Genomic DNA, 26,591 nt, shown 5'->3' on the forward strand with positions numbered 1-26,591 from the left:
CAAGAAACTTTTTATAATCTACTCTTTGTCCTTTCAATTTGTATGTTGATTTTGAATGTGATAGTATTGTTTTTAGTGTAGGAAATTGTTAGAAACAAGTTAAACTTTACTGAGAATCAATTTTCTAGGCGAAGAATTCTTTACTTTGCATAAAATGTGATTTATGTACCGTGTTATTATACCTATACTTCTTTTTCTTTTTGTAGAAATATATTCTTTTCAGGCAGTTAAGACAATTGCAAGATCAAAATGGATACTTGCGGCTTATTTAGTTGTTTCTGTTTCATTTTTACTGTATTTGATATATTACTTTTTAAGTCATGATAGAGGGCAGGGACAAGATCGTGTTTTTCAATGGACCATGGGATTCTTCCTTCTTATGTATCTTCCTAAGATCATATTGACTGTAGTCTTACTTTTTGAAGATATCTTCAGGTTGGGACAAGGTGTAATCACTCATTTTGTGCAAAGCAATTCCGGGGAAAGTTTTTTGCCGGGAAGAAGAAAGTTTGTCAGTCAGGTTGCATTAGGGTTGGCCGCCATACCTTTTACCTCTCTTCTGTATGGTATGACTAAAGGGAAATATAATTTCAAGGTGATGAAGCAAACCTTGTTTTTTCCTGATTTACCGGACGATTTTGACGGTACGACCATTACACATATTTCCGATATTCATAGCGGAAGTTTTGACGATGCCGAGAAAATACAATATGCAATTGACCTGATAAATGAACAGCAATCAGATCTGGTACTTTTTACAGGAGATATTGTAAATACTCATGCCAAAGAAATGTTGCCCTGGATTGATATTTTTAAGAAGATCCATAATCCGGTTTTGGGTAAATATTCAGTGTTAGGGAATCACGATTACGGTGAATATTATCAATGGAATTCCCAAGGAGCGAAAGATCAAAATTTTCAGGCAATAAAAGAGTTGCACAAAAAGATTGATTTTAAGCTGTTGCTGAACGAAAATGTAGCCATTAAGAGAGGTGCTGGTGAGATCAAATTAGTAGGTGTTGAAAATTGGGGGATGCATTTTAAAAAGGCCGGTGACTTAGCCAAGGCTTCAGAGGGGATACAACAGAAAGATTTTAAGATATTAATGAGTCACGATCCGAGCCACTGGGAGCATGAAGTGAAAACGCATTCGAACAATTATCATTTAACGCTTTCGGGACATACACACGGTTTTCAGTTCGGGATCGAAATTCCCGGATGGATCAAATGGAGTCCTGTACAATACATGTACAAACAATGGGCGGGATTGTATGAGAATGCGGGACGATATGTGTATGTAAACAGAGGCTTTGGCTTCCATGCTTACCCCGGAAGAGTAGGTATTATGCCAGAAATAACAGTTATTGAACTAAAAAAAGGAGAAAATGTAGCATAATTCAGTAAAAATGTTACATTTGTATATTGTTTTCTGAGGAAAATGTATTTTTTGATAGTATAAAATCAATTTTATGTCAAAATTCGGAGAGTTAATTGATGCTAAAGTTCCTGTATTAATCGATTTTTTTACAGAGTGGAACGAGCCGTCTGTTGCGATGAATGAAGTGATTCGTGACGTTGCTGCGGCGTTAGGAGATAAGGCAAGGGTTATTAAGATTGATGTGGAAAAAAATAGAGAATTAGCAGACGCTCTTAGAGTTAAAGGATTACCAACTTTAATGATTTACAAAGCAGGTCAAATGGTATGGAGACAAAGCGGAGAATTAGACGCTAATACATTGATCACTTTGGTACAGGAGCAAGCTTAATAATTCAGTTTTCCAAATTCAACTCCCTGTTTTTTTAATTCTTGTATCACTTTAGGAAGGACTAATTGTAAATTAGGCCATGCTTTTATACTGTCGTGAAATACGATAATGCTTCCGTTTTGTGTATTTTTGACTACATTTTGAAAGCATTCTTCAGGAGTGGTATTCACATCAAAATCATACGAGATAATGTCCCACATTACAATTGTATATCCGCTTCTACGGATGATTTTGGCTTGGGAAGGTTTAATTTTTCCGTAAGGAGGTCGGAAAAGCTTTGTGGGATTTCCATATTCTTCAATGATCTTATTACATTCTTCAAAGTTACGGACATAGTTCTGAGTCGGGTTTTTCCATCCGTTTAAATGATTATACGTGTGATTTCCTATGGAATGCCCTTTAGCGATTACTTTTTGAAAAATTTCTGGGTGTTTTCTGATATTGTCCCGATACAAAAAAAAGTTGCTTTAATATTTTCTTTTTCTAATAGATCTAAAACCCATTCCGTGATGTCGGGAATCGGACCATCATCAAAAGTAAGATATACTTTTTTGGGCGAATCTGGCACTGTCCAAATGTACTTCGGAAATAAGGATTTAACTATAGGATGTGTTTTTACCCAATTCATAATTTCAAAAAAGCCACGAATAAAAACTTCGTGGCTCATTTAATTTATTTTTTTATTCCATTTCTCTTCTGAATTCGGGGAAGAGTTTGTTGAAATTGTTGAATTTTACTTTTTCCTGATTATAGAAATCTTCATCGTGAGCGTCTTTCATATATTCTAATAGGCTTCTGTAGCGCTCTATGCTACCTACAATGTCGTATCGATTATCATAACGTCCATTAGATGACATGCTATTGAAAAACGTTAATTCGTCCTGATATTTTTGAATAAGCTCAGTCAGTAGTTTTCTGGCTTTGTCTTTTTTGCCGATCTCATAATACCCCTGAACAAACGGTTCAACTATGGTGTAGTATTCAAAATATTTAACAGGCATTTTTTCCATAGCCAGATCAATAACCTTTTCAGCTTTGTCGTTTTTACCTTCAATGATCAGGGCTTCCATTAATCGGGCTAAATTTGTTCTGTATGTAATGCCGTTTCTGCGAGTCTCCGGGTCGTGATAGATTTCAGGACTACCACTATTCCCCAGTACCAGTTGGTTACAATGTTGTACATTTTGTCCGTATCGATCAATCCCATTTCCATAGGGTTTGGTTTGCCTTTTTGAGGCGTTCTCACCGGAACTAATTTGAAGCACAAACCATCCAGTTCTAAGTAATCCTTCATCCATAGATAATCATCTTCACCAAAACTTCCTCCGGTAAAATAGATAGGTCTTTTCCAGTTGTTTTGGTTGATAATGTCAAGCATCATCAAACGATTTTTGTATAAGGCATCTTTTTTGATCTGGAAATGCATAACCGGAACTATGGAGTCATATAGCTTAGGAGAGACAACTTTGTTTGCAATAATGTTTTCTTTGTCAATCGGGATGAAAACCTTATCCGTAGGATAATAGTTGATCCATTGTCCACTTCTCAATTGTACTTTAGCGCGCTCATCATCTAAAGATAAGAACTTGATAAAATCGTCAAGAGAGATAGAGTCTTTAGTGCGTTCAATTAAGAAACTATAATCCCGATTACTACCCCTATACTGTTCCCTGGTAAATGAAATAGGAACAGGATCTGAATTGTAAGCTTTGCGCTTCATTTGGTCAATATACCAGTCAGTCATGAATAAGCTTGTATTGACGATTCTTATGTCTGTTCTGTAACCTTCAATTTCCTGAGCATACCATAACGGGAAAGTGTCGTTATCTCCGATAGTAAAGAGAATAGCATCTTTGTCACAAGAATCTAAATAAGCCTTAGCCATTGCAATAGCAGTATAGCGGTTACTTCTGTCGTGGTCGTCCCAATTCTCTTTGGCCATTAAAAACGGCGAAGTAAGGAAACAAACGGCTAATACAATCGGTACGGTAATCTTAGGTTGTAGTGTTTTTTTAATACCGTCATAAAGAGCATAAACACCAAAGCCCATCCACATTGCAAATACATAGAATGAACCTACCAATGCATAATCACGTTCTCTCGGTTCAAAAGGTCTTTCGTTTAGATATATTTTTAAAGCCAGTCCGGTAAATAGGAATAAAGCTAAAAGAACATAGAAACTTTTAAGGTCTTTTTTAGCATGAAAAATCATTCCGATTAAGGCTAAAATGAAAGGTAAAAAGAAATAAGTATTTCTTCCTTTGTTGTTCAGCATGTCAGGAGTCAGGTTTTCTTGATTTCCTAAGCGCAACTCATCTAAGAAAGTGATACCACTGATCCAGTTACCGTCAAATGTGTCTCCTTTCCATTGATTGTCACTTTGACGACCTACAAAATTCCACATCAGGTAACGCCAATACATATATCCGAATTGAAACTGGAACATGAATTTCATGTTGCTTAAAAAGCTAGGTTTTTCAACAATTAGGTATTCACCATAACCTTTTAAGAACTTATCATACTCGTCCAGATCAAATTTACCTTGATTAAAACCGCTTCTGAACTCGGCAACGACTTCAACTAATTCATGCTCGTCAGCATATTCAGGTTTGATTCTAAAATCTAAAGGTTCGGTGAACATCATGTAATTTACATTGTGTTCGCTACTCCACATTCTCGGTAAGAAGGCTTTGTGATTGTTGTCGGTATTTTGAACGGAATTTTTGTAATTGTTAGTAATGATATACGTTCCGGTTTTGTAATCTCTTTCGTAGTTAGGTTTACCGTCAAGGTAAGGTTGTTCCTCGTCTAGTCCTGAATAAGTGTCTGAAAACTGAGGACCGTAAAATAATTTTTGTTCTCCGTATTGTTCTCTGTTGTAATAAGCTAAAACCTCTGCCGCATCTGAAGGTTTATTCTCGTTGATCGGAGGGTTTGCATTTGCGCGGATTGGCAACATCATCCAGGTTGAAAAACCAATCAAGATGAACAGGGTACATAACAAGATGGTATTGTATAAAACATATCCTTTTTTTCGGGTATAGTTAAGCCCGAAATAAAAGAGCGCTACAATCATTAAGAAGGCAAAAATAGTTCCTGAATTAAAAGGTAGTCCTAAACTATTTACCATAAAAATTTCGGTTTTTCCGAAGAAAGCTAATGTATAAGGTAAAAGTAGTTTGAAAATAAAGAGTAAAATAGCTACAATAGCTATATTGGCTATAATAAAGCTTTTTACGGTAACGTTTTTATATTTTTTAAAGAAATATAAGAAGCCTATAGAAGGCAGTGTTAATAAAGCCATAAAGTGTACTCCGAATGAAAGACCTATAATCAAGGAGATCAATAAAAGCCAGCGATTTCCTCTTGGGGTATCGATTTCTTGTTCCCAACGCAAGCCTAACCAAAACAGGATTGCGATCAGAAAGGAAGCCATGGCGTAAACTTCGGCTTCAACAGCGTTGAACCAAAAGCTGTCAGAAAATGTATAGGCTAGCGAAGCGATAAATGCTCCCCCTAAAATTGTAATATAGCTAGAGTTACTCGCATCTTCAGGAATAAATAATCTTTTCATTAAAAGGGTTAGGGACCAGAACATGAATAAGATTGTAAAGGCACTTGAAAACACAGACATCATGTTGACCATTAAAGCTACTTGTGATGCGCTGGTGGCAAACATGGCAAAAAAAGCACCGAGCATTTGAAATAAGGGAGCTCCGGGAGGATGTCCAATTTCTAATTTTGCTGAAGTTGTGATGTATTCGCCACAATCCCAAAAACTCATGGAAGGTTCAACAGTTAAAGAGTAAGTGGTTAATGCAACGGCAAAAGTAATCCATCCTAAGACGGTATTCCATTTCTTGAAATTGAATGAACTCATAGAGATTGTTTTAACTTTAAATAGCTTGTAAACTTCTACAAAGAAACTATTTTTTTGTTTAAGGAAAAGCCAAAAAATAATTTTTAATATTTTTTTTAGAAAAATTTGCAGAATAAAAAATATGTATTACATTTGCACTCGCAATCGAAAAGGTTGTCAGGGTATTGGCCCATGGTGTAATGGTAACACTCCGGTTTTTGGTACCGTCATTCAAGGTTCGAGTCCTTGTGGGCCAACAAAAAAACTCCGCTTTTAAGCGGAGTTTTTTATTTTTAATAATTTCAGAACTTAAATTTTAAATGTAACTACAGGTCTTTTAGCATGATTAACAAGGTCTTCGCTGATACTGCCGTTAAAGAAATGGGAAATTCCTTTTCTGCCGTGAGTACTCATTCCTATTAAATCGGCATTTACTTCTTTGGCGAAGTGTAATATTCCTTTCTCTACATTGATATCATTGTAGATGTGGGTAGAGAATTTATGGATTTTGAAATTGCTTGCAAATTCATCCATAATTTTTTGAGCAACACGAGTAGATTTAAAATTGTTAGGAGTGTTGATGGTTACCAAATGAAGGTGAGCATTAAATTCATTAGCAAAATCAACTACTTTTTCAAAAGGTTTTTTGATTTCGTCTGAAAAATCTGAAGCGAAAACAAAATGATCAACATTGAAGTTGTCATCTTCTTTTTTGATGATCAGAACAGGGATCTCAGAATTACGAACTACTTTTTCAGAGTTTGATCCGATAAACATTTCCTGGAATCCGCTTGCTCCGTGGGATCCCATTACAATCAGGTCAACCTTGTGTTCTTCTGCGTTTCTGATGATACCGCTGAAAGCCATTTCAAACTGAATTATCTTTGTGACTTTTAGGTCATTAAGGTAAGGCGCGCTCATTAAAGTGTCTAATTTGGCAATGGCAGCATTTTTAAACAACATTAGTTCCGGCATCTCGTGTGCGGTAGAAATAGCGTCGTTTCCGGATGTCGGAAGCTCAAGCATGTGGATTAGGAAAATTTCTCCATCGTTTTTTTGAGCAATTTGGGCAGCAACTTTTAACGCATATTCGGCATGTTGAGAAAAATCTGTGGGTACTAAAATTCGTTTCATAAAGTTTGTTTTTTAAAAGGTTGGATGTAAAGATTTACATAATAAAGTTAGTAAATATGCATCAAAACTACAATTTTTTTTTAATTAAAAAAATATGCGTATATTTGCTGCAAATTATTTATTACTAGTTAAATAATGAGGCACGCACAGCGTGCCTCTTTTCATAAAATATGAGTTTTAAAGATAAGGTTCAGCATTTGTTAAATTCAGCGTTGGAAGAACGTGAGGATTTGTTTCTTATTGACTTGAAAATTAGCGAAGGAAATAAAATAAATGTTGTGATAGATGGAGATAATGGTGTAAATTTGCAGGACTGCATTGATGTGAGTAGAGCTATAGAGCACAATCTTGATCGAGAAGAAGAAGATTTTTCACTTGAAGTCGCTTCTGCCGGAGCTGCTAGTCCGTTGCGATTAGTGCGACAGTTTAAAAAGAACATCGGAAGAAAGCTTAAAGTTAAAAAGAATTCGGGGGAGAAATAGAAGCAGAAATAACTGCTGCTGATGAAGAGGGTATTACTTTGGAATGGAAAGCCAGAGAGCCTAAAAAAATAGGTAAAGGAAAAGAAACGGTGGCGAAAAAAGAAGTGTTGCCGTATGCTGAAATTAAAGAAGCAACAGTTATAATATCATTTTAAAAAACAAATAAGTTGACATGGAGAATATTGCGTTAATCGATTCGTTTTCAGAGTTCAAAGATAATAAGCTTATCGATAGAGTTACCTTGATGGCGATCTTGGAAGATGTATTTCGCAATGCGTTAAAGAAGAAATACGGTTCTGATGATAATTTTGATATTATTATAAATCCGGATAAGGGAGATATGGAAATCTGGAGAAACAGAACGGTTGTGGAAGATGGAGAGGTTGAGGATCCGAATTCTGAGATATCACTTTCTGAAGCTCGTAAAATAGAGCCGGATTTTGAAGTCGGAGAAGAGGTGTCGGAAGAAGTGAAGTTGATTGATCTGGGAAGAAGAGCTATTTTGGCTTTGCGTCAAAATCTTATTTCTAAGATACATGAACACGATAATACAAATCTTTACAAACAGTTTAAAGATCTTATAGGTGATATTTACACAGCAGAAGTGCACCATGTTCGTCCTAAAATGATAGTTTTGATGGATGATGAAGGAAATGAGATCGTATTGCCTAAAGATAAACAAATTCCAAATGATTATTTCAAAAAAGGAGATAATGTAAGAGGAATTATTGAGTCTGTAGAATTAAAAGGAAATAAACCGCAGATTGTGATGTCAAGAACATCTCCGGATTTCTTAGAGAAGCTTTTTGAGCAAGAAATTCCAGAGGTATTTGATGGTTTGATTAATGTTAAGAAAGTGGTTAGAATTCCTGGTGAAAAAGCAAAAGTAGCTGTGGATTCTTATGACGACAGAATTGATCCTGTTGGCGCATGTGTGGGAATGAAAGGTTCTCGTATCCATGGTATCGTTCGTGAATTAGGAAATGAGAATATTGATGTGATCAATTATACTACAAATCCGCAGTTGTATATTACCAGAGCATTGAGCCCGGCTAGAGTTTCATCGGTTAAGATTGATGAACAAACCAAAAAAGCAGAAGTTTTCTTGAAAATCGACGAGGTATCAAAAGCTATCGGTAAAGGAGGACACAATATTCGTTTAGCAAGTATGTTGACGGGTTATGATATTGATGTTATTCGTGAAGGTGTTGAAGAAGTGGATGATGTAGAATTGAGAGAGTTTTCAGATGAAATCGAGAACTGGGTAATCGAAGAGTTTGAAAAAATCGGATTAGATACGGCTAGAAGCGTGTTAGGACAAGATGTGGAAGATCTGATAAGAAGAACAGATTTAGAGGAAGAAACTATTTTAGATGTGTTTAGAATTCTAAAAGAAGAATTGGAAGACTAACTCGACATAATTGCTAAACACACAACACAAACTGAATTTTAGAAAAATTAAAAACATTATATGTCTGATAAAAGAGTTATAAGAATCAACAAAGTTTTAAGGGAACTAAATATTTCTCTTGATAGAGCTGTGGACTTTTTAAAAGAAGAAGGGCATGATATTGAATCGAGTCCTAATGCCAAGATCTCTCAAGAGGAGTATGATGTCTTATGTCGACAGTTTTCTGCTGATAAGGGCAAAAAAGAGGCTTCGATTGAAGTGAGTGAAGAAAAGAAGAAAGAGAAAGAAGCTTTAAAGCGAGAGTTGGAAAGAGAATTAGAACTGAAACGTCAGCAGGAAGAGAAGTTGAGGAAGGAGCAGGAAATTATAAAAGCAAAAGTTGTTGTAACTGCGCCTAAGGCAGTAGGAAAGATCGATTTGAATCCGCCTAAGCAGGAAGAGAAAGTTGAAGCTGTTGAGCAAAACATATCAGAAGAGGTAAAATCTCCGGAACCTGAAGAAACTAAGAAAAGTGTTGAAGAAGTAACTCCACCTGTTGAATCAGCTCCAAAGGCTGAACCTGTTCAAAAACAGGAAGAAAAGAAAGTAGAAGAGAAAAAAGCAGAGGGGTTAATCATAGAAGATGAAAAGATACAGACGCAATACAAAAAACTTTCCGGAGCAACGTTTACAGGGCAGAAAATAGATTTGTCTCAGTTTGAAAAACCTAAAAAGAAGAAAGAAGATAAAAAAGACTTCAAAAAAGGAAATCATAACGGAAACAATCAAGGGAACAATAACGGAAATAATCAGGGACAGAATAACAATAATAACGCAAATAAAAAAGAAGGCGAAAATAAAAATAAACGCAAGCGTATTGTTAAACCGGTTCAAGGTGGAAACGGGCAAAACCAACAAGGAGGAAAGAAAGATTTCGGAAGAGATCGTTTCAACAAAGGTAAAAAACCGGTAATCCAAAAAGTTGAGCCTACTGAGGAAGAAGTTAAAAACCAGATTAAAGAAACTCTTGAAAGACTTCAAGGGAAAGGAAATAAATCTAAAGCTGCTAAGTACCGTAAAGATAAACGTGAAACTCACCGTCAGCGTTTAGATGAAGAAATGCAACAACAAGATTTAGAAAGTAAAATCTTGAAAGTAACAGAATTCGTTACGGTAGGTGAAATTGCCACAATGATGGATGTGCCGATTACAAAAGTTATCGGAACTTGTATGTCATTGGGAATCATGGTTACCATGAATCAGCGTTTAGATGCCGAGACATTGTCAATCGTGGCAGATGAATTCGGTTATCAGGTTGAGTTTATTACGACAGATATTGAAGAAGCGATCGAAGAGATTGAAGATACACCGGAAGAATTGGAAGAACGTGCACCGATTGTTACTGTAATGGGACACGTTGACCACGGTAAAACGTCATTTCTGGATTATGTTCGTAAGACCAATGTTATTGCCGGTGAGTCAGGAGGTATTACGCAGCATATCGGGGCTTATTCCGTAAAATTAGAAGAAGGACAAAGAATTACGTTTTTAGATACACCGGGTCACGAAGCCTTTACGGCTATGCGTGCTCGTGGTGCTCAGGTAACGGATATTGCAATTATTGTGATTGCAGCGGACGACGACATCATGCCACAAACAAAAGAGGCGATTAGTCATGCTCAGGCAGCGGGAGTGCCAATGGTTTTTGCGATCAATAAAGTAGATAAACCAACGGCTAATCCGGATAAGATCAAAGAGAAGTTAGCAGCTATGAACTTGTTAGTTGAAGAGTGGGGTGGTAAATACCAATCTCAGGATATTTCTGCTAAAACAGGATTAGGGGTTAAGGAACTTTTGGAAAAAGTGTTGTTAGAAGCAGAGATCCTAGAATTAAAAGCGAATCCGAACAGGTTAGCGCAGGGAACAGTTGTTGAGGCACAGTTAGATAAAGGTAGAGGGTATGTGACAACTATTTTAGTTCAAAACGGAACTCTTAAAATCGGTGATTATGTTTTAGCGGGTAAACATCACGGTAAGATCCGGGCGATGTTTGATGAACGCGGACATAATGTAAAAGAAGCCGGTCCGTCAACACCTGTATCTGTTTTAGGGTTAGACGGTGCGCCGACAGCGGGTGATAAATTTAATGTTTACGAAGACGAAAGAGAGGCAAAACAAATTGCAGCAAAACGTACTCAATTATTACGTGAGCAATCTGTTCGTACACAAAAACATATTACTTTGGCAGAAATCGGACGTCGTATAGCTTTAGGACAATTTAAAGAGTTAAATATTATCTTGAAAGGGGATGTGGATGGTTCTGTAGAAGCACTTTCGGATTCATTCTCAAAATTATCGACTGAAGAAATCCAAATCAATATTATTCATAAAGGAGTAGGAGCTATTACAGAATCAGACGTTTTGTTGGCTTCAGCTTCAGATGCGATCATTATAGGTTTCAATGTTCGTCCTCAGGGAAGTGCGAAAGCCTTAGCTGAAAAAGAAGAAATTGACATCCGTAATTATTCTATTATTTATGATGCAATAGACGATGTGAAGGATGCTATGGAAGGAATGTTGTCGCCGGAATTAAAAGAAGAAGTTACCGGTACTGCAGAAGTTCGTGAGTTGTTCAAGATTTCTAAAGTGGGAACTGTTGCCGGATGTATGATTACTGACGGTAAAGTCTTCAGAAATTCTAAGATTCGTTTGATCAGAGAAGGAGTGGTTATCTATACCGGTGAATTAGCTGCGTTAAAACGATTTAAAGATGATGTTAAAGAAGTGTCAAAAGGATATGATTGTGGTATACAGATAAAGAATTACAACGATCTGAAAGAGTATGATACTATCGAAGCTTTCCAGGAAGTTGAAGTGAAGAAAAAATTAAAATAAGAACAGAGATTTTATATAAAAAAGCCCGGACATTTGGTTCGGGCTTTTTTTATATTTTGAAGGGAGCGATTTGTTTATTTTCCTGGTTTAATAAGTAAAGCGGTCGGATATTTTTTCTTGATTTCGATTAAAGCTTTTTCAGCATGTAAGCGGGATTTGTAATTTCCGACATAGACTTTATAGGTCGGATTGGTATATATAATTGTGCCTTCTATACCGCTAAAATCTCTTTTAAATGTGGCTAATTGATTTTTAGCATCCGAGCTGTTTCCGTAGAAAATTTGTATCTTATAGCTGTTGTTTATTGATAAGTTTGCATTGATTTTTGCTTTTTCTTCTAATAATTCTGAAAATTTCTCATCTTGGCTTAGTGTGGTTTTTCCGCTTTGCGCATGTATACCAATTGAGAAGAAAGAGGTTATAAAAACAATTTTTGTTAATCTTTTGAAAGCTAAATTTCTCATTTTGAATAGTTATTTAAAACAAAAATACAATTAATCTTATTATACCGCGACACAAAGGTTATTTAGAATAGATATAAATTATCTTTTAAGATAAAATTAAGGTTTTTATAATAGTTCGAATGTCGTATTTTTGTCGGAGTTTAAAATAAAGTGTGGTGGCGGAGACTAGTTTTATAGTGCTAAAACCATACCAAAAATGACACGATAATCATAATAAATATGAAAAAGGTGGGTAACCATAAATCATTTTCAAAGATTTTCTTCAGTTTAGCGCTAACGCTATCTTTTTCTTTATCTGTATTTTCTCAAGATGCTGCTCCGGAAGCCGCTGCAGGCGCAGGTGATCCGGCAAAAGGTAAAGAGTTGTTTAATGCCAATTGTGCTGCTTGTCATAAATTAGACAAAAAAGCAACAGGACCTGCTTTAAGGGGGGTTGCTGATAAGTATGACAAAGAGTGGATCTATAAGTGGGTTCGCAATAGTGCAGAGTTGATTAAAGCAGGGGATGCTCAAGCGGTAAAAGTTTTTGAAGAAAACGGGAAAATCCCGATGACGGCTTTTCCTCAATTGTCAAATCAGGATATTGACAATATTTTAGCGTATACGTCTGAGCCAGCAGCGCAGCCTAAAGAGGTGGCGAATGTTCCTGGTACCGATGGTCAAACTCAGGATGCTTCAGGTATTTCAAATGAAGTGATTTTGGGTGCTTTGACATTGGTGTTGGCAATGCTTGTTGTAATGTTGTTGTTGGTTAACAATGTTTTAAGAAGAATTGCTAAGGCTAACGGAATCGAAGTTGGTACTTCGGAAAAATCATTACCGTTGTGGAAAGCATTTGCTAAAAATCAATTTTTAGTATTGTGTTCTGCAATTGTGTTCTTGTTAGTTGCTGCTTATTTTGTTTACGGCTATTTGATGCAGGTAGGTGTGGATCAGGGTTATGCTCCGGTTCAGCCAATACATTATTCGCATAAAATTCATGCCGGAGATAATGCTATTGATTGTAAATACTGTCACTCGTCTGCCAGAGTGAGTAAAACTTCAGGTATTCCTTCGTTGAATGTGTGTATGAACTGTCATAAAAACATTAGTGAAGTTGCTGAGTCGACTGCTACAGAGGAGCATTCTAAGGCGTTTTATGATGAGCAGATCCAAAAATTATATGCTGCTGTTGGTTGGGATCCGGCTAAGCAAGCGTATACAGGAAAAACGCAACCGGTTAAATGGGTAAGAATTCACAACCTTCCGGATTTTGTATACTTTAATCACTCTCAGCACGTAACGGTTGCAGGGGTTGAGTGTCAGAAATGTCACGGTCCTGTTGAAACGTATGAGGTTATGGAGCAATTTGCGCCATTGACTATGGGTTGGTGTGTGAACTGTCATAGAGAGACTAATGTGAAAGTTGAAGATAATGAATACTACAAAAAGATTCATGAAGAGCTTTCTAAAAAGTATGGTGTTGACAAGTTAACAGCTGCTCAAATGGGAGGATTAGAATGTGGTAAATGCCACTATTAATAAATTAATTTAAGAAGCTAATATCAATATATAATATGGCATCAAACAAAAAATACTGGAAAAGTGTTGAGGAGCTAAATGAAAATAGTTCTATTGTTGAGACGCTAAGAAACAATGAGTTTGTTGAACAAATTCCTGTAGATGAATTTTTGGGGAACAAAGAGAATTTATCAACAGCGGGGACAACTCGTCGTGACTTTTTGAAATACGTAGGTTTTAGTACAGCTGCTGCTTCTTTGGCTGCTTGTGAAGGACCTGTAGTAAAATCGATTCCTTATGTAGTGCAACCTGAAGAAATTATTCCCGGAGTAGCAGATTATTATGCTACAACTGTTGCAGACGGATTTGATTTTGCAAACATTTTGATCAAAACACGAGAAGGCCGTCCGATCAAAGTTGAAAACAATAAATTAAAAGGAGCTGTTTCTGGGGCAAATGCCAGAGTTCATGCTTCGGTTTTGTCTCTATATGACAGTTTGCGTTTAAAACAACCTAAGATTGCGGGTAAAGATGCAACTTGGGCTGAAGTAACTGCGAAAATTAAATCGAGTTTAGATGAGGCTAATGAAAAAGGCGGAAATGTAGTAGTGTTAACTTCAACTTCTGCTAGTCCTTCAACGGATGCTTTATTAGCTGAATTAAAAGCTAAATATCCGACCGTAAAACAAGTGGTTTATGATGCTGTTTCTGAATCAAATGCTTTAGATGCTTTTGAAACGGTTTATGGTGTTAGAGGTTTTGCTGGTTATGACTTTTCTAAAGCAGATGTTATTGTTTCTGTTGGTGCTGATTTCTTAGGAGATTGGCAAGGTGGTGGATACGATGCCGGTTATGCTATGGGGAGAGTTCCTAAAAACGGAAAAATGTCTAAGCATATCCAGATGGAGGCTAATATGTCTTTGGCTGGCGCAAATGCTGATAAACGTATACCTTTAACAGTTGCTCAGCAAAAACAAGCATTAGTAGACTTGTATAGTGCTGTTGTAGGCGGGGCTGCTTCCGGATTGAAAAATGCTGAAGTAACTAAAGCTGCTCAACAATTAAAAGCGGCAGGTTCTAAAGGTGTTGTGGTAACCGGGTTAGATGACTTGGATGCTCAGTTATTGGTATTAGCGATTAATGCTGCTATCAGTTCTGAGGCCTTTAATCCTAGTGTAACTAAGTTAACAAGAAAAGGTAATGTTAAAGAAGTTGCTCAATTAGTAGCAGATATGAAATCAGGTGCTGTTCATACTTTAATTATGAATGGAGTTAATCCTGTTTATACTTTAGCAAATGCAAAAGACTTTACTGAAGGTCTTAAAAAAGTGAAATTATCAGTAGCTTTTTCTTTGAAAGAAGATGAAACGGCTACTTTAACTACAATAGCTGCTGCTGCTCCGCATTATTTAGAATCTTGGGGAGATGTGTCTATAGAAAGAGGACACTATAGTATTATGCAGCCGACTATTCGTCCATTATTTGATACAAAACAATTCCAAGAAGTTTTATTAAGCTTGTTAGGTAATAGTACGGCTTATTATGATTATTTGAAAGGTTTCGCAGCTGCTCAATTAGGTGGTAAGTCTTGGAATCAGGTAGTTCATGATGGTTTTGCTCAAACTGAAGTTGCTCCTTTAGAAGCTGCTTCTTTTGATGCTTTGGCTTCGGCTTCTAAGTTAGCTGCTGCAAAAGTTTCAGGTATGGAGTTAGTATTGTATACTAAGACGGGAATGGGTGACGGACAACAGGCTAATAATCCTTGGTTACAAGAGTTTCCTGATCCGATTACAAGAGTTTCTTGGGATAACTATGTTACTGTTTCGAAAAAAGATGCTGAAAAGCTAGGTTTTGAAAACTGGAATGTAGCTAACGGAGGTTTAAACGGTAGTTATGCGACTTTAAAAGTGGGTAATGCTACTTTAACTAAAGTTCCTGTAGTTATTCAACCAGGTCAGGCTGTTGGAACTGTAGGTTTGGCTTTCGGTTACGGTAAAACCGCTGCTTTAAAAGAAGAAATGCAGGTAGGTGTTAATGCTTACGCTCTTTATAATAATTTTAATACTGTTCAAAATGTTACTGTAACAAAAGATGAAGGTGAGCATGAATTTGCTTGTGTTCAGTTACACAAAACATTAATGGGTAGAGGAGATATCATTAAAGAAACTACTTTAGAGGTATTCAATACTAAAGATACAGAAGTTTGGAATCCTATTCCATTAGTATCTTTAGATCACAAAGAAACGCCTTCTACGGAAGTGGATCTTTGGGAATCTTTTGACAGAAGTGTAGCGCATCACTTTAATTTATCAATTGACTTAAACGCTTGTACGGGTTGTGGTGCCTGTGTAATTGCTTGTCATGCTGAAAATAACGTTCCTGTAGTAGGTAAGTCTGAAGTAAGAAGAAGTCGTGATATGCACTGGTTGCGTATTGATAGATACTATTCTTCTCAGGATACATTTGAAGGAGATGTTGAGTTGAAAGAAGAAACGTCAGGAATGATGAATTCAATTGAAACTTTCAGAGGTATGGAAGATCCGGCTGAGAATCCTCAAGTGGCTTTCCAACCGGTAATGTGTCAGCATTGTAACCATGCACCTTGTGAAACAGTTTGTCCTGTTGCAGCAACGTCTCATGGTAGAGAAGGTCAAAACCACATGGCTTATAACCGTTGTGTAGGTACTCGTTACTGTGCAAACAACTGTCCGTATAAAGTACGTCGTTTCAACTGGTTCTTGTATAACAAGAATAGTGAATTCGATTATCATATGAACGATGACTTAGGTCGTATGGTATTGAATCCTGATGTTAACGTGCGTTCTCGTGGGGTGATGGAAAAATGTTCTATGTGTATCCAAATGACACAAGCTTCTAAATTAAAAGCAAAACGTGAAGGAAGACCGGTAAAAGACGAAGAATTCCAAACGGCTTGTTCTGCAGCTTGTTCTAGTGGTGCAATGGTATTTGGTGATGTGAATGATAAAGAAAGTAAAGTGGCTAAATTAGCTGAAGATGCAAGAATGTATCACTTACTGGAACATGTCGGAACTAAACCGAATGTATTCTATCACGTTAAAGTTAGAAACGAAAAATAAAATATTAATTAACAGAAACAATATAAAGGATTATGTCGTCTCATTACGAAGCACCCATTAGAAAACCTTTAGTGGTAGGAAACAAATCTTATCACGATGTTACGGTAGATGTTGCAAAACCGGTAGAAGGTCGTGCAAATAAGCAATGGTGGATTGTATTCTCGATAGCATTTGCTGCTTTCTTATACGGTTTAGGCTGTATGATTTATACAGTATCTACTGGTATTGGTACTTGGGGTTTAAATAAAACAATTGGCTGGGCCTGGGATATCACTAACTTCGTTTGGTGGGTAGGTATTGGTCACGCCGGAACACTTATCTCTGCTGTATTATTATTATTCCGTCAAAAATGGAGAATGGCTATTAACCGTTCTGCAGAAGCAATGACGATTTTCTCGGTAATGCAGGCAGGTTTATTCCCGATCATTCACATGGGGCGTCCATGGTTAGGATATTGGGTGTTACCTATTCCGAATCAATTCGGTTCTTTATGGGTGAATTTTAACTCTCCGTTATTGTGGGACGTATTTGCAATCTCAACGTATTTATCGGTATCATTAGTTTTCTGGTGGACTGGTTTATTACCTGACTTTGCTATGCTTCGCGATAGAGCGGTTACTCCTTTTACAAAAAGAGTTTATTCTACATTATCATTCGGTTGGAGTGGTAGAGCAAAAGACTGGCAACGTTTTGAAGAGGTTTCTCTTGTGTTAGCCGGTTTAGCAACGCCTCTTGTACTTTCAGTACACACGATCGTATCATTTGACTTCGCAACATCGGTTATTCCGGGATGGCATACTACAATCTTGCCGCCTTACTTCGTTGCAGGGGCTATTTTCTCAGGATTTGCCATGGTACAGACCTTGTTAATCATCATGAGAAAAGTATCACAACTTGAAGATTATATTACCTTACAACACATTGAATTGATGAATCTTATTATTATGATTACAGGTTCAATCGTAGGTACAGCTTATATTACTGAGTTATTCATTGCTTGGTATTCAGGAGTTGAGTATGAACAATATGCGTTTTTAAACAGAGCAACAGGACCTTACTGGTGGGCATACTTATGTATGATGAGCTTTAATGTTGTTTCGCCTCAGGTAATGTGGTTTAAAAAGATCAGAACAAGCATTGCAGCTTCATTTGTTATATCGATCATTGTAAATATCGGTATGTGGTTTGAGCGTTTTGTAATCATTGTTTCGTCATTACATAGAGATTATTTACCTTCTTCATGGACAATGTTCCAACCAACTTTTGTGGATGCAGGTATTTATATAGGAACTATTGGATTCTTCTTTGTATTGTTTTTATTGTACTCAAGAAGTTTCCCTGTAATTGCACAGGCTGAAGTTAAGACTATTTTGAAGTCTTCAGGTGATAATTACAAAAGAGAGAGAGAATTAAACGATCACAATCATTCTGATAATCATTAATATCATGAGTAATAAAGTTATACACGCTATATATAATGATGATGATGTGTTAATGGATGCTGTTAAACAAACAAGAGCAGCTCATCATCATATTGAAGAGGTTTATACACCTTTTCCGGTTCACGGTTTAGATAAAGCTATGGGCTTAGCGCCAACAAGAATTGCAATTGCTTCGTTCATTTATGGTTTAATAGGATTGTCTTTTGCAGCTACATTGATGAATTATATAATGATCGTTGATTGGCCTCAGGATATTGGTGGTAAACCAAGTTTTAGTTTTATTGATAACATGCCGGCATTCGTGCCTATTATGTTTGAGTTGACTGTTTTCTTTGCAGCTCACTTAATGGTAATTACATTCTACATGAGAAGTAAATTATGGCCATTTAAAAAAGCTGAAAACCCGGATGTAAGAACTACTGATGATCATTTCTTAATGGAAGTTGGTGTTCATGGTGATGAAGAAGAATTAGTTTCTTTCTTTAAGTCTACAGGAGCAGTTGAAGTAAAAGTAATTGAAAAGCATTAACAAGTATGAAAAGCTTATATAAAATTGTAGCTGTAGTTGGTCTATCAATTGTTGCAACTTCTTGTTTCAACAAGAACAAGCCTAACTATCAATTTTTCCCGAACATGTATGAAGCGGTTCCTTACGAGACCTATTCAGAACATGAAGTTTTTAAAGGAGGTAAAGAAGGTCTGTTGCCGGTAGAAGGAACTATCAAGAGGGGTTTTGTACCTTATGAAATTCCGAATACTCCGGAAGGATACACTTTGGCAAAGGAAACTTTGAAATCCCCATTAGATTCTTTAGCGTTAGATACTGAAAAAGGTAAGGCGTTATTTAATATCTATTGTGCTATTTGCCACGGCGAAAAAGGCGATGGTAAAGGAACTTTAGTGAAAAGAGAAAAATTCTTAGGGGTACCTAACTATAAAGATAGAGAAATTACAGAAGGTAGTATTTATCACGTAATAACTTATGGATTAAATGCCATGGGATCTCATGCTAATCAATTGTCTCAAGAAGAAAGATGGCAAGTAGCAGATTACGTTTTAAAACTAAAATCAGAATTATAATTGTAAAACACTTTTGAAAATAATTGATATGTACACGTTTTCAAGTAAATTAAAAACTTTTTCTTTGATTTTGATGGTGATTGGAGCTATCGGGATTGGAGTAGGTTTTTGGAGTGCACCAAAAACTGTAGAAGAAGTTGAAACGATCTTATTAGAAGAAAGCCATGGTCATCATGATCAAGTAGCTTCTCACGATGCGCATGCAGCACATGACGCACACGCTGATGCTGCTCATCAGGAACATGTGAACCATGTTTTCCACCAATTGCAAAACAAACCTTGGGCTGCTTTTTATGTAGCTTGTATTTTCTTTATGTTGCTGAGTGTTGGTGTTCTGGCTTTTTATGCAATTCAACAAGTAGCATTAGCAGGGTGGTCTCCGATACTTTTCAGAGTTATGGAAGGTATTACGGCTTATTTATTACCCGGTTCAGTAATCTTCTTGTTGGTTTTGGTTCTTTCAGGAGTACACATGAACCACTTGTTTACATGGATGGATCCTGAAGTAGTTGCTAATGACCATTTAATCCAAGGGAAATCAGGTTACTTGAATGTTGCATTTTTCTTAATCAGAGCCGTATTATTTTTAGGTGTTTGGAATTTATATAGATTCTTTTCAAGAAAGAACTCTATTGCACAAGATAATGCAGATGGTGTGACTTTTTATAAAAAGAATTTTAAAATGGCCGCATCATTCTTAGTGTTCTTCATCGTTTCTGAGTCATTAATGTCTTGGGATTGGATTATGTCACTAGATCCGCATTGGTATAGTACTTTATTTGCTTGGTATGTTTTTGCTAGCTTCTTTGTTAGTGGTATCACAGCTATAGCAATGGTTACTATTTATTTAAAATCTAAAGGCTATTTAGAGCAAGTGAATACCAGTCATATCCATGATTTAGCTAAATTCATGTTTGGTATCAGTATTTTCTGGACTTACCTATGGTTCTCTCAGTTTATGTTGATTTGGTATTCAGATATTCCGGAAGAGGTTACTTATTTCGTAACCAGAATCGAACATTACAAATTACCGTTCTTCGGTATGTTAGTAATGAACTTTGTCTTCCCGTTATTGATCCTTGTTAATACAGACTTTAAACGTTTGTCTTGGATTGTAGTTATGGCAGGTATTGTAATTTTAGCAGGTCACTACGTTGATTTTTATAACATGGTGATGCCGGCTACAGTTGGTGACCAATGGTTCATCGGATTACCTGAAATTAGTGCTATCTTATTTTTCTTAGGATTGTTTATTTTTGTAGTGTTCACTGCATTGACAAAAGCACCTTTAGTAGCAAAAGGAAATCCGTTAATGGAAGAAAGCAAACATTTTCATTATTAATATTTAAAGAAATAAACAAATGACAGGTTTATTGGTATTTATTATTTTAGTTTTAGTCGGAGTTGCCATTTGGCAGTTAACTAAAATATTTGATTTAACTCAAGTTGGCACAGCTAGTACAGAAGTTGCTGATGATAGAGATAATAGTGTTAACGGATATTTAATGTTTGCATTCGTTGGGTTTATATATATATTTACTATATACTCAATTTATGCTTGGGGACATCTGGTTTTAGGTACACCGGCTTCAGAACATGGCCCTGATTATGATAACTTAATGGCTATTTCATTGGTTATTATATTTATTGTACAAACAATTACACAGTTCTTGTTGCATTATTTTGCTTTTAAATATAGAGGAAAACAAGGTCAGAAAGCTTTATATTTTGCTGATAATAGTAAATTAGAAGCAGTTTGGACAATTATTCCCGTAATTACTTTGGCAGGTTTGATCTTATACGGATTGTATACTTGGAATAACATTATGTTCTATGATAATGAAGAGGATGTAATGTATGTAGAAGTATATGCTAAACAATTCGGATGGGAAGTTAGATATTCCGGTACTGATAATACTTTAGGTAAAGCGAATGTTCGTTTTATTGAAGGTATCAATACTTTGGGAGTTGATTTGGCTGATCCTGCTGCACAAGACGATAAAGTAACAAACGAATTACACTTACCAAAAGGTAAAAAAGTAGTTTTTAAGTTCCGTTCACAAGATGTTCTTCACTCGGCTTATATGCCTCACTTTAGAGCTCAAATGAACTGTGTTCCGGGTATGATTACACAATTTACGTATGTTCCTACTGTAACAACAGCAGATATGCGTGAAGATGATAATATAAAAGAAAACGTAGCTAGAATTAATGAAATTAGAGCTAAAAAGAGTAAAGAACTTGAAGCAAAAGGAGAATCTGCTTTAGAGCCTTATACATTTGATTATTTATTACTGTGTAATAAGATTTGTGGGGCTTCTCACTACAATATGCAAATGAAGATTGTAGTTGAAACTCCGGAAGAATTCAAAGCTTGGTTAGCAGAAAAGCCTACATTGGCTTCACAATGGAAAGAGGCTAATGCTCCTGCTGAAACGGCTCCTGTAGTTCCGGAAGTTATGGAAACAGTAGTGGATACAACTAAAGTTTTAGCTCAAAATTTAAATTAATTAGATCAATAATATAGAATTATAGATTATGTCAGCACTAGAACACGGTCATCACAAACAAACGTTCATAACAAAATATATTTTTAGTTATGATCACAAGATGATTGCTAAGCAATATTTGATTACTGGTTTGGTAATGGGTATCGTAGGTATCTTATTATCGATTTTATTCCGTTTGCAGATTGCTTGGCCTGAAGAATCATTTGGAATATTTAAAGTTTTATTAGGTGAAAAATTTGCTCCTGACGGAGTAATGCGTCAAGATATTTACTTAGCATTGGTAACAATACACGGTACCATTATGGTATTCTTCGTGTTAACTGCCGGATTAAGTGGTACGTTCAGTAACTTGTTAATTCCATTGCAGATCGGTGCAAGAGATATGGCTTCCGGTTTTATGAATATGCTTTCATACTGGTTGTTCTTCCTTTCTTGTGTTATCATGTTGAGTTCACTATTCATTGAGTCAGGTCCTGCTTCAGCAGGTTGGACAATTTATCCGCCGTTGAGTGCATTACCGCAAGCAATTCCGGGTTCAGGTCTTGGTATGACGCTTTGGTTGGTAGCTATGGCAATTTTCATTGCATCTTCTTTAATGGGATCATTGAATTATATTGTTACAGTAATTAATTTGAGAACTGAAGGTATGTCAATGACAAGATTACCATTGACAGTTTGGACTTTGTTCGTAACAGCGATCATCGGTGTTGTTTCATTCCCGGTATTGTTCTCTGCTGCTCTTTTGTTGATCTTTGACAGAAGCTTCGGTACATCATTCTATTTATCAGACATCTTTATTTCAGGTGAAGTACTACACTACCAAGGAGGTTCTCCAGTATTGTTCGAACACTTATTCTGGTTCTTAGGTCACCCTGAAGTATATATTGTATTATTGCCGGCTTTAGGTATTACCTCAGAAATTATTGCAACAAACTCAAGAAAGCCTATCTTTGGTTACCGAGCAATGATTGCTTCTGTTTTAGCAATCGCTTTCTTGTCAACTATCGTTTGGGGTCACCACATGTTCGTGTCAGGTATGAATCCTTTCTTAGGATCTGTGTTTACTTTCACAACGTTATTGATCGCAATTCCTTCAGCAGTAAAAGCATTTAATTATATCACTACCTTATGGAAAGGTAACTTACAGTTAAATCCTGCTATGTTGTTCTCTATCGGATTGGTTTCAACATTTATTACAGGTGGTTTAACAGGTATTATTTTAGGAGATAGTACATTAGATATTAATGTTCACGATACATATTTCGTTGTAGCTCACTTCCACTTAGTAATGGGTATCTCTGCACTTTACGGTTTCTTTGCCGGAGTGTATCACTGGTTCCCTAAGATGTTCGGGCGTATGATGAATAAAAATTTAGGTTATGTTCATTTTTGGGTAACTGCAGTTTGTGCTTACGGAGTATTCTTCCCGATGCACTTCTTAGGAATGGCTGGTTTACCACGTCGTTACTATACAAATTCAGCTTTCCCTTTATTTGATGAATTAGCTGACGTTAATGTATTGATTACTGTATTTGCAATTGTAGGTTCGATCTTCCAAATCGTTTTCTTCTGGAATTTCTTCTACAGCATGTTCTACGGTAAAAAAGCAACAGAAAATCCTTGGAAAGCTAACACCTTAGAATGGACTACTCCGGTAGAGCACATTCACGGAAACTGGCCGGGAGAATTACCGGTAGTTCACCGTTGGGCTTATGATTATAGTAAACCAGGGCATGAGGATGATTTTGTACCGCAAAATGTTCCTATGAAAGAAGGAGAAGAAGAATTACATCACTAAATTCATATAGCGTTAATAAAGAAAACCTTTCCGATTGGAAAGGTTTTTTGTTTTATCTTTGCTGATATTTGATGATTATGAACGAAAATTTGGATCCGAATAAAGAACGTTTTACGCCTCAGGAAATAGATATAGAAAGAGCTTTACGGCCACTTTCTTTTGATGATTTTGCCGGGCAGGATCAGGTTTTGGAAAACTTGAAGGTCTTTGTTCAGGCTGCCAATCTGAGAGATGATGCTCTGGATCATACATTGTTTCATGGACCACCGGGTTTGGGGAAAACAACATTGGCTAACATCTTGGCAAATGAACTAGGAGTAGGAATTAAGATTACTTCAGGTCCGGTTTTAGATAAGCCAGGAGATTTGGCCGGATTGTTGACTAATTTGGAGGAACGGGATATTCTGTTTATCGATGAGATCCATCGTTTAAGTCCGGTTGTGGAGGAATACCTTTACTCTGCTATGGAGGATTATAAAATTGATATAATGATAGAAACAGGGCCTAATGCACGTACGGTTCAGATCAATTTAAATCCTTTTACTCTGGTTGGAGCTACAACGCGTTCTGGATTGTTGACTGCACCGATGAGAGCTCGTTTCGGGATTCAAAGTCGTTTACAATATTATAATACTGAATTACTGACAACAATTGTGCAACGTAGTGCCTCTATTTTGAAAATGCCTATATCAATGGAAGCAGCAATCGAAATCGCAGGAAGAAGTCGGGGGACGCCTCGTATTGCTAATGCTTTATTGAGAAGAGTTCGCGATTTTGCACAAATAAAAGGGAATGGAAAAATAGACATTGAGATCGCTAAATTTGCTTTGAGAGCTCTAAATGTTGATGCACACGGATTGGATGAAATGGATAATAAGATATTGACAACCGTTATAGATAAATTCAAAGGAGGTCCTGTCGGCTTAACAACTTTGGCTACAGCAGTTTCAGAAAGCGGTGAAACGATTGAAGAAGTATATGAGCCGTTTCTGATTCAAGAAGGGTTTATTATCAGAACTCCTAGAGGTCGAGAAGTCACAGAGAAAGCTTACAAGCATTTAGGAAGGATAAAAGGGTTTAATCAAGGAGAATTGTTTTAAATTGATTAACAACAAAGAAAAATATTCACAATTAATCAAAGCCGAATCGAAAAGACTCGGCTTTTTGTCTTGTGGTATAGCTAAAGCAGATTTTTTGGAAGAGGAAGCGCCCCGATTAGAAAAATGGCTGAAAGAACAACGAAACGGAGAGATGGGCTACATGGAGAATCATTTTGATAAACGTTTAGACCCGCGTTTATTAGTTGAAGGTTCAAAAAGCGTCATTTCATTAGTATTGAATTATTATCCGGAAGAAAAACAACGTAACGACTCCTATAAAATCTCCAAATATGCTTACGGAGAAGATTATCACTTTGTTATAAAAGACAAATTAAGACAATTGTTAGATTTTGTCCAATCTGAGGTCGGAGAGGTCAATGGGCGTTATTTTGTGGATTCAGCACCGGTTTTAGATAAAGCTTGGGCGGCTAAGGCAGGCTTAGGTTGGATTGGAAAGAATGCTAATCTTATAACAAAAGGGATTGGCTCTTTTTATTTTGTTGCTGAACTGATTATTGATCTGGAATTGGACTATGATTCACCTACAACTGATCATTGCGGAACTTGTACGGCGTGTATTGACGCTTGCCCTACTGAAGCGATTATAGCACCCTATGTAGTTGACGGAAGTAAGTGTATCTCTTATTTTACCATTGAATTAAAAGGAGCACTGCCGGAAGATGTTAAAGGAACATTTGACGATTGGTTCTTCGGTTGTGACACCTGTCAGGATGTTTGCCCTTGGAATCGATTCGCAAAGCCACACAATGAGACTGCCTTTGAGCCTAATTTTAACTTGTTACATTTTACAAAGAATGATTGGGAAAACCTATCGAAAGAAGCATTCAATCAAATATTTAAAAACTCAGCAGTTAAGAGAACAAAATTTGAGGGTTTTAAAAGAAATGTTGATTTTTTAAAAGGTTAAGAATTATTTGTAGACTCTCTTTCTATGATACTTGTTTCAAGTGAAATAGTCCTTGGAGCAAATGGAATTCCATTTTTTTTATGAGTCATTTCTTCAAATAATAGTTTGAAAGATTGAACACCCATTTCATAACTAGGTTGGTCTACGGTACTCAATTTTGGAGTAATAACTTGAGACATAAACCAATTGCTGAACCCTATTATTTTAACTTGTTGAGGGACTTTAATTTCAATTTCATTAAAACAAGCCAAAACTCCGACAGCTACTAAATCGGTAATTACAAATATGCCGTCAATATCTTTGTGTTGCTCTATAATTTCTTTAGCAAAAGTTTTACCTTCTTCAAATGTTACGTTTTCACAAGTGTAAACTAATTTTGGGTCAAATGGGATGTTGTTTTTTTCTAATGCCATTTTATAACCTAAAAAACGATCTATGGCATTTTGTGGATTTATTGGACCACGAATATGGGCTATTTTTTTACACCCTTTTATGATTAAATGTTCTACAGCTTCAAAAGCTGCTTTCTTATCATCGATAATTACTTTGGAACAATTGACAAGCTTTGAGATTTTATCAAATAAGACTAATGGAATTCCTCTCGAAATAATTTCTTTAATATGATTGTCAAAATTGGATTGATTAGAAAGAGACATAATTATTCCATCAACTCTTTTATTAAGTAATAATTCTACTTGCTTTTTTTCTAACTCCAAAGATTCGTTTGATTGAAGTGTAATGACTAAATAGCCATTTTTTTCTGCTTCATCAATAATGCCATTAATAACATTAGAAAAAAAATGATGAACTACCTCAGGAATTATTAATCCAATAGTTTTAGATTCTTTTGTTCTTAAATTCACGGCAAAACTATTTGGAGTATAATTAAGTTCCTTCGCAAGATCCAAAACTGCCTTTTGGGTTTTTTTACTTACATCAGGATAATTTTTTAAGGCTTTAGAAACAGTGGTAATTGAGATTCCTAAAATTTCTGCTATTCTTTTTAGTGTTATATTATTCATTATACAAATATGATAAAAAAGGGAAAATAAAAATCGAAAACGTTTTCGATAATTTAAATATAAAAAAAATAATAATTTCGAAATAATTAAATCAAAAAAATCAATTAACTTAAATAATTTTAC

17 protein-coding genes, 1 tRNA gene and 3 pseudogenes are annotated in these 26,591 nt (G+C 36.1%); 16 read left to right on the plus strand and 5 right to left on the minus strand.

From position 1 onward, the window contains the following. The first annotated feature begins 163 nt into the window (after positions 1 to 163). Both DI487_RS08835 and DI487_RS08840 read left to right on the plus strand, forming a co-directional pair. On the plus strand, positions 164 to 1,396 hold the full coding sequence (locus DI487_RS08835) for a metallophosphoesterase (protein ID WP_109569322.1): 1,233 nt from the start codon (positions 164 to 166) through the stop codon (positions 1,394 to 1,396). Positions 1,397 to 1,469: 73 nt separating this feature from the next. Then, a complete protein-coding gene (locus DI487_RS08840) occupies positions 1,470 to 1,766 on the plus strand; it encodes a thioredoxin family protein (RefSeq protein ID WP_109569323.1) in 297 nt (98 codons plus the stop codon). On the opposite strand, the pseudogene DI487_RS08845 reads toward DI487_RS08840, so the two are convergent. Next, a pseudogene (locus DI487_RS08845) lies at positions 1,763 to 2,433 on the minus strand (polysaccharide deacetylase family protein). The gene DI487_RS08840 and the pseudogene DI487_RS08845 sit on opposite strands and share 4 nt — an antisense overlap. A gap of 13 nt (positions 2,434 to 2,446) precedes the next feature. Beyond that, positions 2,447 to 5,646: pseudogene (locus DI487_RS08850) on the minus strand (glycosyltransferase family 117 protein). Positions 5,647 to 5,811: 165 nt separating this feature from the next. Between DI487_RS08850 and DI487_RS08855 the strand changes: the two are divergent. Then, positions 5,812 to 5,882 (plus strand) — tRNA-Gln (locus DI487_RS08855). A gap of 52 nt (positions 5,883 to 5,934) precedes the next feature. Here the strand turns inward: DI487_RS08855 and DI487_RS08860 are convergent. After that, the gene (locus DI487_RS08860; RefSeq protein WP_109569324.1) at positions 5,935 to 6,759 is read right to left on the minus strand and encodes a universal stress protein; all 825 of its coding nucleotides are present in this window, start codon (positions 6,757 to 6,759) and stop codon (positions 5,935 to 5,937) included. 170 nt (positions 6,760 to 6,929) lie between these two features. Between DI487_RS08860 and rimP the strand changes: the two are divergent. From rimP to infB, 3 genes and pseudogenes are all read left to right on the plus strand, one after another. Next, positions 6,930 to 7,396: pseudogene (gene rimP / locus DI487_RS08865) on the plus strand (ribosome assembly cofactor RimP). 17 nt (positions 7,397 to 7,413) lie between these two features. Further along, positions 7,414 to 8,652: a transcription termination factor NusA gene (nusA, locus tag DI487_RS08870; protein ID WP_109569325.1), complete on the plus strand. Its 1,239-nt coding sequence runs from the start codon at positions 7,414 to 7,416 to the stop codon at positions 8,650 to 8,652. Between the two features lie 60 nt (positions 8,653 to 8,712). Further along, complete coding sequence (gene infB / locus DI487_RS08875; protein ID WP_109569326.1) at positions 8,713 to 11,526, plus strand: translation initiation factor IF-2; 2,814 nt, start codon at positions 8,713 to 8,715, stop codon at positions 11,524 to 11,526. Between the two features lie 74 nt (positions 11,527 to 11,600). Here the strand turns inward: infB and DI487_RS08880 are convergent, their stop codons facing one another. Continuing rightward, positions 11,601 to 11,990, minus strand: a complete 390-nt coding sequence (locus tag DI487_RS08880) for an SPOR domain-containing protein (RefSeq protein ID WP_109569327.1) — start codon at positions 11,988 to 11,990, stop codon at positions 11,601 to 11,603. 219 nt (positions 11,991 to 12,209) lie between these two features. Here DI487_RS08880 and DI487_RS08885 point away from each other — a divergent pair, with 219 nt between their 5' ends. From DI487_RS08885 to queG, 10 genes are all read left to right on the plus strand, one after another. Continuing rightward, positions 12,210 to 13,511 (plus strand): c-type cytochrome, encoded by a 1,302-nt coding sequence (locus DI487_RS08885; RefSeq protein ID WP_109569328.1) that lies wholly within the window; start codon positions 12,210 to 12,212, stop codon positions 13,509 to 13,511. Between the two features lie 35 nt (positions 13,512 to 13,546). Continuing rightward, on the plus strand, positions 13,547 to 16,588 hold the full coding sequence (locus DI487_RS08890; protein WP_109569329.1) for a TAT-variant-translocated molybdopterin oxidoreductase: 3,042 nt from the start codon (positions 13,547 to 13,549) through the stop codon (positions 16,586 to 16,588). A 32-nt stretch (positions 16,589 to 16,620) separates the two neighbouring features. Beyond that, positions 16,621 to 18,030, plus strand: a complete 1,410-nt coding sequence (gene nrfD / locus DI487_RS08895) for an NrfD/PsrC family molybdoenzyme membrane anchor subunit (RefSeq protein WP_109569330.1) — start codon at positions 16,621 to 16,623, stop codon at positions 18,028 to 18,030. A gap of 4 nt (positions 18,031 to 18,034) precedes the next feature. After that, positions 18,035 to 18,559 (plus strand): DUF3341 domain-containing protein, encoded by a 525-nt coding sequence (locus DI487_RS08900; RefSeq protein WP_109569331.1) that lies wholly within the window; start codon positions 18,035 to 18,037, stop codon positions 18,557 to 18,559. A 5-nt stretch (positions 18,560 to 18,564) separates the two neighbouring features. After that, positions 18,565 to 19,110: a c-type cytochrome gene (locus DI487_RS08905; protein WP_109569332.1), complete on the plus strand. Its 546-nt coding sequence runs from the start codon at positions 18,565 to 18,567 to the stop codon at positions 19,108 to 19,110. Positions 19,111 to 19,138: 28 nt separating this feature from the next. After that, a complete protein-coding gene (locus tag DI487_RS08910) occupies positions 19,139 to 20,452 on the plus strand; it encodes a quinol:cytochrome C oxidoreductase (protein ID WP_109569333.1) in 1,314 nt (437 codons plus the stop codon). 19 nt (positions 20,453 to 20,471) lie between these two features. Further along, the gene (locus DI487_RS08915) at positions 20,472 to 21,620 is read left to right on the plus strand and encodes a cytochrome c oxidase subunit II (RefSeq protein ID WP_109569334.1); all 1,149 of its coding nucleotides are present in this window, start codon (positions 20,472 to 20,474) and stop codon (positions 21,618 to 21,620) included. A gap of 28 nt (positions 21,621 to 21,648) precedes the next feature. Next, positions 21,649 to 23,418 carry a cytochrome c oxidase subunit I gene (locus DI487_RS08920; RefSeq protein WP_109569335.1) on the plus strand — a complete coding sequence of 590 codons (1,770 nt, stop codon included), beginning with the start codon at positions 21,649 to 21,651 and terminating at the stop codon, positions 23,416 to 23,418. Between the two features lie 77 nt (positions 23,419 to 23,495). Beyond that, positions 23,496 to 24,518, plus strand: coding sequence for a Holliday junction branch migration DNA helicase RuvB (ruvB, locus tag DI487_RS08925; protein WP_109569336.1), 1,023 nt, complete (start codon positions 23,496 to 23,498; stop codon positions 24,516 to 24,518). Between the two features lies 1 nt (position 24,519). Further along, positions 24,520 to 25,446: a tRNA epoxyqueuosine(34) reductase QueG gene (gene queG, locus DI487_RS08930; protein ID WP_109569337.1), complete on the plus strand. Its 927-nt coding sequence runs from the start codon at positions 24,520 to 24,522 to the stop codon at positions 25,444 to 25,446. Here queG and DI487_RS08935 read toward each other — a convergent pair. Beyond that, positions 25,443 to 26,468: a LacI family DNA-binding transcriptional regulator gene (locus DI487_RS08935; RefSeq protein ID WP_109569338.1), complete on the minus strand. Its 1,026-nt coding sequence runs from the start codon at positions 26,466 to 26,468 to the stop codon at positions 25,443 to 25,445. The genes queG and DI487_RS08935 overlap by 4 nt on opposite strands. Between the last annotated feature and the right edge of the window lie 123 nt (positions 26,469 to 26,591).

It is taken from the genome of Flavobacterium sediminis (assembly GCF_003148385.1).
GTDB lineage: Bacteria > Bacteroidota > Bacteroidia > Flavobacteriales > Flavobacteriaceae > Flavobacterium > Flavobacterium sediminis.

Coding starts and splice junctions, on each gene's coding strand:
- infB (WP_109569326.1), top strand. CDS start 8,713: ATGTCTGATAAAAGAGTTATAAGAATCAACAAAGTTTTAAGGGAACTA.
- nusA (WP_109569325.1), top strand. CDS start 7,414: ATGGAGAATATTGCGTTAATCGATTCGTTTTCAGAGTTCAAAGATAAT.
- DI487_RS08835 (WP_109569322.1), top strand. CDS start 164: ATGTACCGTGTTATTATACCTATACTTCTTTTTCTTTTTGTAGAAATA.
- DI487_RS08910 (WP_109569333.1), top strand. CDS start 19,139: ATGTACACGTTTTCAAGTAAATTAAAAACTTTTTCTTTGATTTTGATG.
- DI487_RS08860 (WP_109569324.1), bottom strand. CDS start 6,759: ATGAAACGAATTTTAGTACCCACAGATTTTTCTCAACATGCCGAATAT.
- DI487_RS08885 (WP_109569328.1), top strand. CDS start 12,210: ATGAAAAAGGTGGGTAACCATAAATCATTTTCAAAGATTTTCTTCAGT.
- DI487_RS08905 (WP_109569332.1), top strand. CDS start 18,565: ATGAAAAGCTTATATAAAATTGTAGCTGTAGTTGGTCTATCAATTGTT.
- DI487_RS08915 (WP_109569334.1), top strand. CDS start 20,472: ATGACAGGTTTATTGGTATTTATTATTTTAGTTTTAGTCGGAGTTGCC.
- DI487_RS08890 (WP_109569329.1), top strand. CDS start 13,547: ATGGCATCAAACAAAAAATACTGGAAAAGTGTTGAGGAGCTAAATGAA.
- DI487_RS08920 (WP_109569335.1), top strand. CDS start 21,649: ATGTCAGCACTAGAACACGGTCATCACAAACAAACGTTCATAACAAAA.
- nrfD (WP_109569330.1), top strand. CDS start 16,621: ATGTCGTCTCATTACGAAGCACCCATTAGAAAACCTTTAGTGGTAGGA.
- DI487_RS08900 (WP_109569331.1), top strand. CDS start 18,035: ATGAGTAATAAAGTTATACACGCTATATATAATGATGATGATGTGTTA.
- DI487_RS08840 (WP_109569323.1), top strand. CDS start 1,470: ATGTCAAAATTCGGAGAGTTAATTGATGCTAAAGTTCCTGTATTAATC.
- DI487_RS08935 (WP_109569338.1), bottom strand. CDS start 26,468: ATGAATAATATAACACTAAAAAGAATAGCAGAAATTTTAGGAATCTCA.
- DI487_RS08880 (WP_109569327.1), bottom strand. CDS start 11,990: ATGAGAAATTTAGCTTTCAAAAGATTAACAAAAATTGTTTTTATAACC.
- ruvB (WP_109569336.1), top strand. CDS start 23,496: ATGAACGAAAATTTGGATCCGAATAAAGAACGTTTTACGCCTCAGGAA.